The sequence below is a fragment of the Roseomonas sp. CCTCC AB2023176 genome (assembly GCF_042259275.1).
Taxonomy (GTDB): domain Bacteria; phylum Pseudomonadota; class Alphaproteobacteria; order Acetobacterales; family Acetobacteraceae; genus Roseomonas.
The window spans coordinates 962,925-975,807 of record NZ_CP170086.1 but is presented as its reverse complement, the minus strand read 5'-3'; the positions used below and the strand labels follow the sequence as shown (position 1 = coordinate 975,807).

14 protein-coding genes are annotated in these 12,883 nt (G+C 72.1%); 9 read left to right on the top strand and 5 right to left on the bottom strand.

What is annotated here, in order from left to right; translation table 11 throughout:
• The first annotated feature begins 153 nt into the window (after positions 1-153).
• Positions 154-1,110, top strand: coding sequence for an SDR family oxidoreductase (locus ACE7GA_RS04940; protein ID WP_376096476.1), 957 nt, complete (start codon positions 154-156; stop codon positions 1,108-1,110).
• Positions 1,111-1,119: 9 nt separating this feature from the next.
• On the opposite strand, the gene ACE7GA_RS04935 is transcribed toward ACE7GA_RS04940, so the two are convergent.
• Positions 1,120-1,995, bottom strand: coding sequence for a LysR family transcriptional regulator (locus ACE7GA_RS04935; protein ID WP_376096473.1), 876 nt, complete (start codon positions 1,993-1,995; stop codon positions 1,120-1,122).
• A 92-nt stretch (positions 1,996-2,087) separates the two neighbouring features.
• On the opposite strand from ACE7GA_RS04935, the gene ACE7GA_RS04930 reads away from it, so the two are divergent.
• From ACE7GA_RS04930 to ACE7GA_RS04920, 3 genes are all read left to right on the top strand, one after another.
• Entirely contained in the window at positions 2,088-3,071 is a 984-nt protein-coding gene (locus ACE7GA_RS04930) for an NAD-dependent epimerase/dehydratase family protein (RefSeq protein ID WP_376096470.1), read from the top strand.
• Positions 3,072-3,135: 64 nt separating this feature from the next.
• Entirely contained in the window at positions 3,136-3,531 is a 396-nt protein-coding gene (gene hpxZ, locus ACE7GA_RS04925; protein WP_376096467.1) for an oxalurate catabolism protein HpxZ, read from the top strand.
• Between the two features lie 144 nt (positions 3,532-3,675).
• Entirely contained in the window at positions 3,676-4,176 is a 501-nt protein-coding gene (locus ACE7GA_RS04920; protein ID WP_376096464.1) for a GreA/GreB family elongation factor, read from the top strand.
• A 6-nt stretch (positions 4,177-4,182) separates the two neighbouring features.
• Here ACE7GA_RS04920 and ACE7GA_RS04915 read toward each other — a convergent pair whose 3' ends face one another.
• Positions 4,183-4,611 (bottom strand): hotdog fold thioesterase, encoded by a 429-nt coding sequence (locus tag ACE7GA_RS04915; protein ID WP_376096461.1) that lies wholly within the window; start codon positions 4,609-4,611, stop codon positions 4,183-4,185.
• Between the two features lie 9 nt (positions 4,612-4,620).
• Positions 4,621-6,033 (bottom strand): MATE family efflux transporter, encoded by a 1,413-nt coding sequence (locus ACE7GA_RS04910; protein ID WP_376096458.1) that lies wholly within the window; start codon positions 6,031-6,033, stop codon positions 4,621-4,623.
• Positions 6,034-6,215: 182 nt separating this feature from the next.
• On the opposite strand from ACE7GA_RS04910, the gene ACE7GA_RS04905 reads away from it, so the two are divergent.
• Positions 6,216-7,247, top strand: coding sequence for an alpha/beta hydrolase (locus ACE7GA_RS04905; protein WP_376096455.1), 1,032 nt, complete (start codon positions 6,216-6,218; stop codon positions 7,245-7,247).
• Between the two features lie 3 nt (positions 7,248-7,250).
• Here the strand turns inward: ACE7GA_RS04905 and ACE7GA_RS04900 are convergent, their stop codons facing one another.
• Both ACE7GA_RS04900 and ACE7GA_RS04895 read right to left on the bottom strand, forming a co-directional pair.
• Positions 7,251-7,580, bottom strand: a complete 330-nt coding sequence (locus tag ACE7GA_RS04900; protein WP_376096452.1) for an MmcQ/YjbR family DNA-binding protein — start codon at positions 7,578-7,580, stop codon at positions 7,251-7,253.
• A gap of 313 nt (positions 7,581-7,893) precedes the next feature.
• On the bottom strand, positions 7,894-8,349 hold the full coding sequence (locus ACE7GA_RS04895) for a hypothetical protein (RefSeq protein WP_376096449.1): 456 nt from the start codon (positions 8,347-8,349) through the stop codon (positions 7,894-7,896).
• Positions 8,350-8,836: 487 nt separating this feature from the next.
• Between ACE7GA_RS04895 and ACE7GA_RS04890 the strand changes: the two genes are divergently transcribed.
• From ACE7GA_RS04890 to ACE7GA_RS04875, 4 genes are all read left to right on the top strand, one after another.
• Entirely contained in the window at positions 8,837-9,232 is a 396-nt protein-coding gene (locus tag ACE7GA_RS04890) for a hypothetical protein (RefSeq protein ID WP_376096446.1), read from the top strand.
• Positions 9,233-9,299: 67 nt separating this feature from the next.
• The gene (locus ACE7GA_RS04885) at positions 9,300-10,274 is read left to right on the top strand and encodes a Bug family tripartite tricarboxylate transporter substrate binding protein (protein ID WP_376096443.1); all 975 of its coding nucleotides are present in this window, start codon (positions 9,300-9,302) and stop codon (positions 10,272-10,274) included.
• Positions 10,275-10,342: 68 nt separating this feature from the next.
• A complete protein-coding gene (locus ACE7GA_RS04880) occupies positions 10,343-12,121 on the top strand; it encodes an IlvD/Edd family dehydratase (protein WP_376096440.1) in 1,779 nt (592 codons plus the stop codon).
• Positions 12,122-12,130: 9 nt separating this feature from the next.
• Positions 12,131-12,877 carry an SDR family oxidoreductase gene (locus ACE7GA_RS04875; protein WP_376096437.1) on the top strand — a complete coding sequence of 249 codons (747 nt, stop codon included), beginning with the start codon at positions 12,131-12,133 and terminating at the stop codon, positions 12,875-12,877.
• The last annotated feature ends 6 nt before the right edge of the window (positions 12,878-12,883 follow it).

The window sequence follows — 12,883 nt, the reverse complement described above, 5'->3', positions numbered from 1 at the left end:
GCCACGCGTGACGCCCGGCGGCCCGGAAGCGCGCCGTGGGGGTGCGGACCTGCCTCGGCGTCGGCGGGGTTCCGGCGCATGCCCCAAACCGCGCCGCGGAACCCGCGCCGCCCTCCCGGGTTAAGGCGGGGACCTGTCCCGGACGCCCCCGCCATGCCCGAGATCCGCGGTTCCGTCGTCGTCATCGCCGGCGCTTCGTCCGGCATCGGCCGCGCCGCCGCGCAATGCTTCGCGCGGGACGGTGCGAAACTCGTCCTCGCCGGCCGCCGCTGGGACACGCTGGACGAGGTGGTGCAGGAATGCACCCGCCTCGGCGCGCAGGCCATCGCCGTCCCGACCGATGTCGGCGACGCCGCGGCGGTGAAGGCGCTGGCCGACAAGGGGCTGGAACGCTTCGGCCGGGTGGACGCCTGGATCAGCAACGCCGGCGTCGGCGCCGTCGGCGATTTCGACGACGTGCCGATGGACGCGCATGAACGCGTCGTCCGCACCAACCTCCTTGGCGAGATGCACGGCGCCCACGCGATCCTGCCGGTCTTCAAGCGCCAGGGCGCGGGCGTGCTGATCCACATGATCTCGATCGGCGGCTGGGTGCCGACGCCCTACGCCGCCTCCTACGCCGCGACGAAGTTCGGCCTGCGCGGCTTCTCCGAGGCGCTGCGGGGCGAACTCTCGGGCTGGCCGCGCATCCATGTCTGCGACGTCGTCCCGACGCTGGTGGACACGCCGGGCCTCGCGCATGGCGGCAATTACGTCGGCAAGTCGCTCCGCGCGACGGGACCGATGCTCTCCCCTTCCAGGTCGCGGAGGCCATGGTCTCCCGTCCGCCGGCCGCGGCGGGAGGTGCTGCTCGGCCCCGGCGCGCTCGCCGGCCGCGTCGCACAGGCCTTGGCGCCGGGCCTCGTGCGCGGCGTCGTGGCGCGCGGGATGCGCGCGGCGCTGCGGCGTGCCCGGCCCGTTGCGACCTCCCCCGGCAACCTGTTCCAGCCGCCTGCCGACCACGCGGTCACGGGCGGCCTGCGCACCGGCCCGTCGCTGCCGCGCCTGCCGAAGCCCGCGATGTACGCCGTGGGCGGCATCCTCGGCCTCTGGCTGGCACGGCGGCTCTGAGACGGTCCGTCAGCCGCCCGCAACGTAGCGCGCCAGTTCCTCGGCGAGGTGATCGAACAGCGCGCGCACCCGTCGCGTCCCCCGCAGGTCCTCGTGCATCGCCAGCCACACGGGGATACTCGCCAGCACGGTGCCGGGCAGGACCGGCAGCAGGTCGGGATCTCCCCGACCCGCCGGCACCTGGCAATACCCGATCCCCACCCCCGCCCGCAGCGCCGCGTGCACCGCCAGGTCGTCCGAGGCGAACAGGGCGAAGCGCGGCGCCGCCCCGAGGATCCCGCGCGCCACCCCCTCATGCTCCGGCCGCGCGACGAGCGGATGATCCGCCATGTCCGCCACGGTCCCGGGCAGACCGCGCGCGGCGGCATAGCCACGGCTCGCGAAGAACCCGATCGGCACGTCCCCGATCCGCCGCGCGACGAGCGAGGCCTGCGCCGGACGCACGTTGCGCACGGCAAGATCAGCATCCCGCCGCAGCAAATCCTCTGTCAGGTTGCTGAGGGACAATTCCACCGTCACCCGCGGCTGCGCCGCCGCGAAGCGCGCGAGCATCGGCGGCAGCACGACGCCCCCGAAGAACTCGCTCGCGGCGAGGCGGATCGTGCCCGAAACCCCCTCCGCCTCGCCGGTGGCCGCCCGCCGCAGCGCCGCCGCCGCCGCGCCCATCGCCTCCGCATGGGGCAGGAGCTGCCGCGCGAGGTCCGTCGGCCGCAGCCCGTCCGGCGCGCGGCTGAACAGCGCCTGTCCCAGCGCCGCCTCCAGCGCCGCGACCTGCCGCCCGAGCGTCGGCTGCGTCAGCCGCAGGTCCCGCGCCGCGGCGGAGAGCGACCCGGTCCGCACCACGGCCAGGAAGGCGCGCCAGAGATGCCAGTCCGTCTCATCCATGCAGAACCGTATGGCGATTGAACGCTCTTCTGCAATCCACGCAGACCCTCCCTGGTGCCAGTTTGCCCGTGCCGAGAGCAGAGGAGGCACCGATGAGCGAGACGAAGATGGCGCTGGTGACGGGCGCGACGGGCGGGGTGGGCGGCGAGGTCGCGGAGGCGCTGCTGCGCCACGGCTGGCGGGTCCGCGGACTGGCGCGTGACCCGGCCCGCGCCCGGCGCAACGGCCCCGCCGGCGTCGAATGGGTGGCAGGCGACGCGATGGACCGCGCCGCCGTGACGGCGGCCGCCGAGGGCGCCACGGTCCTGTTCCACGGCGCCAACCCGCCGGGCTACCGGAACTGGCGTGGCCTCGCGATCCCGATGCTGGCCAATGCCATCGCCGCGGCCGAGGCGGCGGGCGCCCGCCTGATCTTTCCCGGCAGCGTCTATCCCTATGGCCCCGATGCCGGCGACGTCGTCGCAGAGGACGCCCCGCACCACCCGCGCACCCGCAAGGGCGCGATCCGGGCGGAGATGGAGGCGATGCTGGCCACCGGTGCGGCACGCAGCCTGATCGTCCGGGCCGGCGACTTCTTCGGCCCCCGCGCCCCGAGCTCCTGGGTGACGAAACTGATGATGCGCGACGGCAAGCCGGTGAAGTCCGTGCAGACGCCGGAGGTCCCGGGCATCGTCCACGCCTGGGCCTACCTCCCCGACCTCGCCGAGACGATCGCCCGCCTGGCGGACCGGGAGGCGTCGCTGGAACCCGCTGCCCGGTTCCACTTCGGCGGCCACGCCCTGCAGGGCCGCGCGATGGCTGAAGCCGTCAGCCGCGTCCTGCCCGGCGCCCCGCCTGTGCGCGCCTTCCCCTGGTGGCAGGTCTACGTCGCCGCGCCCTTCGACACCTTCTGCCGGGAGGTGCTGGAGATGCGTAACCTCTGGACCGACAGCCTCCGGCTGGACAACACGCGCCTTGTCGCGCTGCTGGGCGAGGAGCCGCACACCCCGCTGCCCGTCGCCCTGGAGCGCAGCCGCGCGGCTTTGGACGCCGGTCCGGCGCGGGCGGCGGCGCCGGTTGCGACGGCCCTCGCCTGACGCGCCCCGGTTCCTGACCCGGCGGAGGGTGTATCCTGTCCGCCGAGTCGTCCGGAGGACCCGCGTGGAGATCAACATCCCCGAGGTGGTGGCCGAGGTCACCGCCCGCTTTGCCGAGTACGAACGCGCGCTCGTCGAAAACGACGTGCCCGTGCTGGAGGCCCTGTTTCGCGACAGCCCGCGCACCATCCGCTACGGCGCCGGCGAGAACCTCCATGGCATGGACGCGATCCGGGAGTTCCGCCGCAGCCGCCCCTCCGCCGGCCTCATGCGGACGCTCGAGCGGACGGAGATCACGACCTACGGCCGCGACGTCGCGACGGCCAACACGATGTTCCGGCGCGAGACCGCCCCGGACAAGATCGGGCGGCAGAGCCAGACCTGGGTGCGCTTCCCCGATGGCTGGTTCGTCGTTTCCGCGCATGTGTCCCTCGTGCCCGCGACGGTGCCGACGACGTGACGCCGGCCGAATCCGGACCGTTTGCGACCGCGTCGGAACTTCGGGCCCGCGCTGTCGTCAGGCCGGTGGCGGCCGCTTGCCGCGGGCTCCGCCCTTCCACGGCGACGCGCGGCGGGACGGCGCCTTCCACACCGGGCGGCACGCTTGGCTGACGCCGCGCGCCGGACCGTCCACGTAACCCCCGCCGGCCTGCGCGCCCTGCGCGAGGAGTACGAGCGCCTGCGGACGGAACGGCACCGCGTCGTCGAGGTCGTGTCCTGGGCCGCCGGCAACGGCGACCGCAGCGAGAACGCCGACTACAAGGAGGGCAAGCGCCGCCTGCGCGAGATCGACCGCCGCCTGCGCTACCTCGGCCGGCAGGTCGAGGATTCGGTGGTCGTGAATCCCGCCGCCCAGCCTCGGCGCGACCGCGTCTTCTTCGGCGCGACCGTCACCTACCTGACCGAGGAGGACGAGCGCCGCACCGTCACGATCGTCGGCGTGGACGAGGCGGATGCGACGGCCGGCCGCATCAGCCTGAACTCCCCCATCGCCCGCGCGCTGATGGGCGCGCAGCCCGGCAAGGAGGTCACGGTGCAGCTGCCGGCCGGACCGACGACGGTGCTGGTGGAGGCGATCGCCTATCCCGAAGGGGGTGCGGCGTAGGCCGCGTCACCCCTCGAGCACGGAGCAGGTCAACCGCGACACGCAGGCGAGGCGTCCATCGCTCCGTCGGATCTCGGTCTGCCAGACATGGATCGAACGCCCCTGGTGGATCGGGCGGCATTCCGCCGTCACGCGGTCGCCCTCCGGCACGCTCGCCAGGTGGTTCGCGTTGACCTCGATCCCGACGCAGCGCTGCCCCTCCGGCAGGGTCAGGTAGCAGCCGAGGGATCCCAGCGTTTCCGACAGGACGACGGAGACGCCGCCGTGCAGCAGCCGGAAAGGCTGCACGTGCCGCGCCTCCACCGGCATCTCGGCGCGGAGGAAGTCCGGCCCGATCTCCGTCATGGTGATACCGAGATGCCCGACGGCGGTACCCTCCGCGCGGGCGTTCATCTCGGCGATGTCGGTCGGCTTCCGCCAGATTCGGGTGCTCATGCAAATCCTCTACACGGGAAGTGGCGCCAGGCGACGCGCCGTGACCCCGCCGCGCGCCGAGAGCCGCGCCCAGCGCAGCGTCATGAGGATCGCGACCGCCGTCAGGCCCAGCACCAGCCCCACCCAGACCCCGACCGGCCCGAAGCCCAGCGGGAAGCCCAGCACCCAGCCCACCCCGAAGCCGAGCGGCCAATAGCCGATCGCCGCGATGACCATCGGCGCCCGCGTGTCGTGCAGCCCGCGCAGCGCGCCGGCGCCGACGACCTGCACGCCGTCGCCCAACTGGAACAGCCCGGCCAGGATCAGCAGCGTCGCGCCGAGCGCGGCCGCCTCGGCCGTGCCCGGTGCGGCGGGGTCCAGGAAGACCCGCACCAGCGCGTCGGGCACCAGCAGCATCGTCGCGGCCATGGCCGCCATGAAGGCCGCCGCCAACCCGATCGCCGCCCAGCCCGCGCGCCAGGCCTCCCGCGGCCGCCCCGCGCCGATGGCCAGCCCCACCCGCGCCGTCGCGGCCTGCCCGATGCCGAGCGGGATGGCGAAGGTGGTGCTGGCGATCTGCAGCGCGACGGCGTGCGCGGCGATCGCGGCCTCCCCGAAGCCGCCGATCAGCAGGCCGACCGCGGAGAAAACGCCGATCTCCAGCATCATCGCCGCCGAGATCGGCACGCCGAGGCGAACGAGGTGCAGCAGGCGCGTGCCCTCGAAAAGGTGCAGCCCGCGGAACAGCCCGAAGCGCCGCATCCGCCGGTCGCGCAGGACATAGGCGGCTGCCGCGACCAGCATGAAGGCGTTGGCGAGGACGGAGGCGATCGCCGCGCCCTCCACCCCCATCGGCGGCGTGAACCACCCGAAGACCAGCGCCGCGCCGACGATCCCGTTCAGGGGCAAGGCGAGCATGCCGATGACGAGGGGCGGCGTCGGCCGCTCCATCGCCGCGAAGAAGCCGCGCAACGTGATGAAGGCGCCGAACGGAAACAGCCCCCACAGCATGATCCGCAGGTAGTCCTGCGCGAGCACCGCCAGCACGGCGTCCTGCCGCAGCGCCACCAGCACCGGCGCCGCGTGCCACAGCAGCACCGCGCCTGGAACCGTCCCCAGCGCGACCGCCCAGATGCCCGCGCGGAAGGTGCGGCGCATGTCCTTCACGTGCCCGACCCGCCGCCCGCGTTCCTGCGCCAGCATCGCCGCCGCCGCGAAGGACAGCCCGAAGCACGGCGCCATCGCCGCCCAGAACAGCGTGCCCGCCAGCGCCAGCGCCGCGACCGCCGCCGTGGACACGCGCCCGAGGATCGCCGCGTCCGTCGCGACGAGGCCCATCTGCGTCAGGTTCGTCAGCGCCATGGGCCAGGCCAGGGCGAGGGTCGCGCGGATCTCCGCGCGCCAGGGCGAGCCCGCGGCGCGTGACCCGTATCCGGGTGACATGGTGGTAACCTCCGGCGCCCGGTGTAGCCCGTCCCGCACCCGCGCGGGCACCCCCGAAGCCCGCAATCCAGGGCCGCCGTTCCGGCCTGCGTCTTCACGGATCGCGGCGCAGGCCCGGTGGCGCTCCGCGGGGGAGGCCACTAGGTTCCGCCGCGAAACCCTGCGGCACGGAACCCCCTTCGATGCAGCGACGCTCCCTCCTCGCCGCCCCGGCGCTCCTTCCCCTCGCGGCGGCGCTGCCCGCTGCGGCCCAGCCCGCGGGCGTGGCGTTCGAGGAAGCGCTGGTCCCCGGCGGCTCCCCGGGCGTCGAACTCTACGTCCGCAACAAGCGGCCGGAGGCCGGGCGCCCCGGGCGCCCCGACCGCGTCGTGGTCTGCCTGCACGGGTCGTCCTACCCGTCTTCCACCTCCTATGACCTCTCGCTCGCGGGCGTGTCGTGGATGGATTACATCGCGGGCCGCGGCTTCGATGTCTGGAGCGTGGACCTCCGGGGCTACGGCCGCTCAACCCGCCCGCCCGCGATGGCGCAGCCCGCCGACCGCAACCCGCCCGTCGGCAATGCGGAAGAATCGGCTGCCGACCTCGCCGCCGCCCTGCGTCACATCCGCCGCGTCGCCGGCGTGCAGAAGACCGTGCTGATGGGCTGGTCCTACGGCACGACGCTCGCGGCCCTGCACGCGCAGAACAACCCGGGCGAGGTCGAGCGCATCGTCATGCTCGGCCCGCGCTGGCTGGACCGCGCGACGGAAGGGCAGGGGGATCCGCTCGGCGCCTGGCGCCCCGTCACGCGCGCCGAGGCGCGGCAGCACTGGCTGCGCGAGGTGCCGGACAACAAGCGCCGGGACCTCATCCCCCTCGGCTGGTTCGAGCATTGGGCCGACACGACCTTCGCGACGGACCCCGAGGGTTCGCGGCAGGTGCCATCGGTGCTGCGCGTGCCGACGGGATCCCTGATCCACACGCGCGAAACCTGGTTCTCCGGCCGCCCGGCCTACGACCCCGGGCGGATCACCTGCCCCGTCCTGCTGGTGACCGGCGAATGGGACCGCGACACCCCGACGGCGATGGCGGCGAACCTCTTCCCGCTGCTGACGAACGCACCGGGCAAGCGGCAGGTCGTGCTGGCCGAAGGGACGCACATGATGATGCTGGAACGCAACCGCGGCGCGCTCTTCCAGTCCGTGCAGGTCTTCCTGGAGGAAGCGATCGCCTGACGCCTATCGCCGGCGCGCCTTCGGCTTCGGCAGGGCGTGCCGCCAAGCGGTTTCCAGCGCAGCGCCCAGCTCCGCATCGGTCAGCCGGTCCAGTTGCGCCGTGGTCCAGCCCTGGCGTCCCCAGGCATTGGGAACCGGCGCGAAGGCCTCCGCATGCGTCAGGCACTTCAGCGCCTGCTCGTCCGGCGTGAACTTCAGGTTGGCGGTCACGCCGTCCGCGGCGAGCGTCGCGTAGGTCCGCGCGACCTTGAAGGCCGTGCGATCGAAATGCGGCGCGGCCGCCGTTCCCTCCAGCGCGAGAGCCAGCGCACGGAAGCGTTCGGCGGTGGTCATCGGCGCAGCCTAGACCTGTTTCAGGCCGAATGTCGTCGGCACAACGGATCTGGGGTCAGGACCCGCGAAGGGTTGCTGTGGGGTGCTGGTCATGGCTCACCCCGCCCGTTGGTGGCGGGGGCGGGACGGACGATCTAGGTCGCCATCCCGCTGGACATCACGCCCGGCGATCAGCGCCACCGGATCGAGAACACCTTCGGGCGCCTCAGGGACCGGCGGCGCATGTCCATGCGCTACGACCGCTGCCCGGACCTGTTCGTCTCCGCTTGCTTCCTCGCCGCGGGCACCCTGTTCCGGTCGTGAGCCCCGACCCTCAGGGAAAGACGTTCAGAAAGATTGGCCTCACGACAGCGTCCAGCGCCTTCTCCGCCGTATCGAGACTGGAATGGCCAACCGTTCCAACGGCGACGCGCAGATTGTGAGCTTGCAAGGCCCAGGCACCAGCCGCGCCCGTGTTGTAAGCGTATTGCCTGGGATCAAAAGAGTTGAAGGTGCCGCTCTGCGACAATCTCAGGTGCCCGCCGCTGCTGCTCGTGTCGAACCTGATCGTTTGTCCGACTCCTCTGTGGTGCCCCGCGAGCGTCAGGAAAGTGAAGGACGTCGACGTGACCGCAGTGACCTCCACCGGATCTGGTCCAAGTCCCAGGTTGCCCGGACCGATCGTGTTCATCAGGTCGATCTTGGCACCCACCGTGATGCGCGACGCCGGGACCGGATGCCCAACCTTGAATGGAAATATATCGTTGGGCCGGGAGGTGATGATCGTCATGGCGCTTGCGACGGTAACTGATGCGGAAAGCGGCCCGCAGTCCCAATCGTGACTGTACGTCCCCATGATAGGCGTCCTTTCCTGGCCGGACATCAAGTCCAGCACGTCTCATGTAGCCGCCTCGCGGGCGGCTGACTGAGCGGTCCACCGCGCACAGCGACGGTGGCGATGACTTGCACCGCTGGTCCGCCAAGTGCCGCTCTCTCCGGTCGGCTATGCGACGGATCCGGACCTTCCGTCATGTCTGGCCGTGTCGCATCTGTCTCGCGCGTCGATGGCGAGGGTTTTGCCCCTTCGCCGCGGTCGTCCTGTTCTTGTCGTGAGTCCTGAACCTGGGTCGCCGTTCGAGGAGCAGATTCACCATTCCAAGCGCTTCCGCCTTGCGCAGATCCGCTCGCGCGCCGCGTTGCCCCGCGCGCGACGGACGCGACGCATCCCGCGCCGCCCGCGCCGCGTTGGGCGCGCGCAACAAGGGGAAGGTTTCGGCGTGATCATCTGGAGTGGTTGGGGCATCCTCGCGCCCCTCGTCGCGCTCCTGGCCGGCGTGCCGGTGCTGCTGGCGGGCAACGCGCTGCTCGCCGGCATCGCCGGCGGGCGCTGGCTGGGGCTGAGCCTCGTGCTCGGGCTTCTTGCGGCGGCAGCGGCGGTCTGGTGGGTCGGGAAGCGGCTCAACGACCAGCCGGGTCGCGAGTTGATCGACGCGAGGACCGGCGAGCGCTTGATCCTGCGCCCGTCGCACCGCCTGTTCTTCATCCCGATGCAATGGTGGGCGGTGCCGCTGGCCGCGTTGGCCGCGGTCGCGCTCGTTGCCTCCGTCGTCAACCCGCCCGCGGCACGCCCGGACGGGGCAAAGCCGTCGGCCGCGGACTCCCGGCGCGTCTGACCCGCAGCCGCTCGTTGCGGGGCCGCGCGACCCGCCCTAGCCTCCCCCAGGGCAGGGGAGGCCGGGCATGGTGGTCATCGGGCGCCGGAGCCTTGCCCTCGCGGGCGCCGCGGCGATTGCGGGACGGGACGCCAAGGCGCAGGGTGCGCCGTACCCGTCCCGCACCGTGCGCGTGGTCGTGCCCTATGCCGCCGGCGGCTCTTCGGATGTCGTCGCGCGTCTGGTCGCCGCCCGCCTGCAGCCCTCCCTCGGCCAGGCTTTCGTTGTCGAGAACCGCGCCGGCGCGGGATCCATGCTCGGCACGGAGGCCGTCGCCCGCGCCGCGCCCGACGGCCACACTCTGCTTCTGGCCGACACGCCGCATGGCATCCTGCCTGCCCTGCAGGAACGCATGCCCTACGACGCCATCGCCGACTTCACGCCGGTGACGCTCGTCGCAGCGACGCCGCAGATCCTGTTCGTGCATCCCTCTGTCTCTGCCCGTACGCCGCGGGCCTTCCTGGACGCCGCGAAGGCCCAGCCCGAGCGCTTCGCCTACGCCTCCGCCGGGATCGGCACGTCGTCGCACCTGACGGCCGAACGGCTCCAACTCCTGACCGGCGCGAAACTGACCCACGTGCCGTATCGCGGTGCCGCGCCGGCGTTGACGGACCTCGCGGCGGGCCAGGTCCAGGCCTTCTTCGCGACCATCGCCTCCGGCGCGCAGTTGATCCGGGACGGCCAGATCCGCGCCCTCGGCGTGCTCGCCGAGGAACGCCTCCCCGCCCTGCCCGACGTCCCGACCTTCCGGGAGGACGGGCTCGACCTCGTCGTCGAGTCCTGGTTCGGTCTCCTCGCCCCCGCGAACGTCCCGCCCGGCGTCGTGGACCGGCTGGCCCCGGCGGTACGCGACGCCGTCGCGACCCCTGAGGTGGCGGACCGCTTCCGCGCCCTCGGCATCGCCGCGCGGGCCGAGGGTCCGGACGCCTTCGCGCGCATGCTGCGCGCCGAGACGACACGCTGGCGTGAGGTCGTCCAGGCGACCGGCGTGCGCCTGCAATGACCTGCACGCGACGTTGACATCCCGCGCCGCCCGGGACGACTTTCCCCCGACCTAGCGAGGAAAACGCGATGTCCAACGGTGGGAAGCGCCGCCTGCGAAGCCAGGCGTGGTTCGACGATGCGGAATACCCCGACCTCACGGCGCTCTACACCGAACGCTTTCTGAACTACGGGATGACGCGGGCCGAACTGCAATCGGGCCGTCCCATCATCGGCATCGCACAGACCGGCAGCGACATCGCCCCCTGCAACCGGCACCATATCGAACTCGCGAAGCGCGTCCGCGACGGCATCCGCGACGCTGGCGGCGTGCCCATGGAGTTCCCCGTCCACCCCATCCAGGAAACCGGCAAGCGCCCGACCGCCGCGCTGGATCGCAACCTGCAATACCTGTCGCTCGTGGAGGTCCTGCACGGCTATCCCATCGACGGCGTCGTGCTGACGACGGGCTGCGACAAGACGACGCCCGCCCTGCTCATGGGGTGCGCCACCGTCAACATCCCGGCCATCGTTCTCTCCGGCGGGCCGATGCTCGACGGGCATTTCGGTGGCCGCCTGACGGGCTCCGGCACCATCATCTGGGAAGCCCGTCGCCGGCACGCGGCCGGCGAAATCAACTACGACGAGTTCATGGACCTCGTCGCGTCCTCCGCAACCTCCGTCGGCCACTGCAACACCATGGGCACGGCGCTGTCCATGAACAGCCTGGCGGAAGCGCTGGGCATGTCGCTGACCGGCAACGCCGCGATCCCCGCCGCCTACCGCCAGCGCGGCCAGATGGCGCACCTGACGGGCCAACGCATCGTCGCGATGGTCCATGAGAACCTACGCCCCTCCGACGTCATGACGAAGGCGGCTTTCGAGAACGCGATCCTCGTGGCATCCGCGATCGGCGCATCGTCCAACTGCGTCCCGCACCTCATCGCCATCGCCCGCCACATGGGCGTGGACCTGACGGTGGATGACTGGCAGCGCGTGGGCCACGACATCCCCCTGCTGGTGGATTGCCAGCCCGCCGGCCGCTTCCTCGGCGAGGCCTTCTACCGCGCCGGCGGCGTCCCCGCCGTCATGCGCGAACTGATGGAGGCCGGCGAACTGCGCGGCGGCGTCATGACCGTCACGGGCAAGACGATGGCCGAGAACCTGACGAAGCTTGACGCGCCGGACCGCGAGGTGATCCGCGCCTATGCGGAGCCGATGAAGAAGCACGCGGGCTACGCCGTGCTGACCGGCAACATCTTCGACAACGCGGTAATGAAGGTCAGTGTCATCGACGATGCCTTCCGCGCCCGCTACCTTTCCGACCCCGTCAACGTCTTCGAGGGCAAGGTCGTCGTCTTCGAGGGGCCGGAGGACTATCACCACCGCATCGACGACCCCTCCCTCGGCATCGACGAGCGCACGATCCTGGTGATCCGCAACGTCGGCCCGATCGGCTATCCCGGCGCGCCGGAGGTGGTGAACATGCGCCCGCCCTCCGCGCTGTTGAAGCAGGGCATCGAGTACCTGCCGACGATGGGCGACGGGCGGCAGAGCGGCACATCCGCCTCCCCCTCCATCCTTAATATCTCGCCGGAAGCCGCGATCGGCGGCGGCCTCGCGCTGCTGAAGTCCGGCGACCCGATCCGCCTCGATCTCAACACCCGCCGCGTGGACGTGATGATCCCGGCCGAGGAACTCGAAGCACGCCGCGCGGCGTGGAAGCCGAACATCCCGCCGAGCCAGACGCCGTGGCAGGAGATCCAGCGCAGCATGGTCGGCCAGCTCGGCACCGGCTTCTGCCTGGAACCCGCGACGATGTTCCTCAACATCATCGAGACGCGCGGCGAGCCGCGGCACAACCACTAGGACGATCTGATGACCGGACGCCTCCAGGGCAAGCGCGCCTTCGTCACCGCCGCGGGGCAGGGCATCGGCCGCGCGACGGCGCTGGCCTTCGCGCGGGAAGGTGCGCGCGTCGTCGCGACGGACCTCGACGGCGGGAAGGTCGGCCCCCTCTCGGCCGAGGGGATCGAGGTCCACGCCCTCGACGTGACGGACGACAAGGCCGTCACGTCCGCCGTCGCTGCGGCCGGCCCGCTCGACATCCTCTTCAACTGCGCGGGCTTCGTGCACCAGAACACCGCGATCACGTGCACCGACCAGGACTGGGACTTCGCCTTCACGCTGAACGTGCGGGCGATGTGGAAGGTGACGCAGGCGGCACTTCCCGGGATGCTCGAACGCGGCGGCTCTGTCATCAACATGGCCTCCGCCGCCGGCTCCATCAAAGGCGCGCCGAACCGCTTCGTCTACGGCGCGACGAAGGCCGCGATCATCGGCATGACGAAGTCGGTGGCCGCCGACCACGTGACCAACGGCCTCCGCTGCAACGCGATCTGCCCGGGCACCGTGGACACGCCTTCCCTCGGCGACCGCATCGCCGCCAACGCCGCGCAGGCCGGAAGCGTGGAGGCCGCCCGCACGGCCTTCGTCGCGCGCCAGGCCATGGGCCGCCTCGGCAGCCCGGAGGAGATCGCGGCCCTCGCCGTCTGGCTCGCCTCGGACGAGGCGGCCTTCGTCACGGGCCAGGCGATCGTGATAGACGGGGGCTGGACGCTCTGAGGAGCA

Bases quoted from the DNA above. Each gene is read 5' to 3' on its own strand.
- ACE7GA_RS04875 (WP_376096437.1), top strand. From the start codon at position 12,131: ATGACCGGACGCCTCCAGGGCAAGCGCGCCTTCGTCACCGCCGCGGGG.
- ACE7GA_RS04910 (WP_376096458.1), bottom strand. From the start codon at position 6,033: ATGTCACCCGGATACGGGTCACGCGCCGCGGGCTCGCCCTGGCGCGCG.
- ACE7GA_RS04885 (WP_376096443.1), top strand. From the start codon at position 9,300: ATGGTGGTCATCGGGCGCCGGAGCCTTGCCCTCGCGGGCGCCGCGGCG.
- ACE7GA_RS04935 (WP_376096473.1), bottom strand. From the start codon at position 1,995: ATGGATGAGACGGACTGGCATCTCTGGCGCGCCTTCCTGGCCGTGGTG.
- ACE7GA_RS04900 (WP_376096452.1), bottom strand. From the start codon at position 7,580: ATGACCACCGCCGAACGCTTCCGTGCGCTGGCTCTCGCGCTGGAGGGA.
- ACE7GA_RS04930 (WP_376096470.1), top strand. From the start codon at position 2,088: ATGAGCGAGACGAAGATGGCGCTGGTGACGGGCGCGACGGGCGGGGTG.
- ACE7GA_RS04915 (WP_376096461.1), bottom strand. From the start codon at position 4,611: ATGAGCACCCGAATCTGGCGGAAGCCGACCGACATCGCCGAGATGAAC.
- ACE7GA_RS04880 (WP_376096440.1), top strand. From the start codon at position 10,343: ATGTCCAACGGTGGGAAGCGCCGCCTGCGAAGCCAGGCGTGGTTCGAC.
- ACE7GA_RS04940 (WP_376096476.1), top strand. From the start codon at position 154: ATGCCCGAGATCCGCGGTTCCGTCGTCGTCATCGCCGGCGCTTCGTCC.
- ACE7GA_RS04895 (WP_376096449.1), bottom strand. From the start codon at position 8,349: ATGACGATCATCACCTCCCGGCCCAACGATATATTTCCATTCAAGGTT.
- ACE7GA_RS04905 (WP_376096455.1), top strand. From the start codon at position 6,216: ATGCAGCGACGCTCCCTCCTCGCCGCCCCGGCGCTCCTTCCCCTCGCG.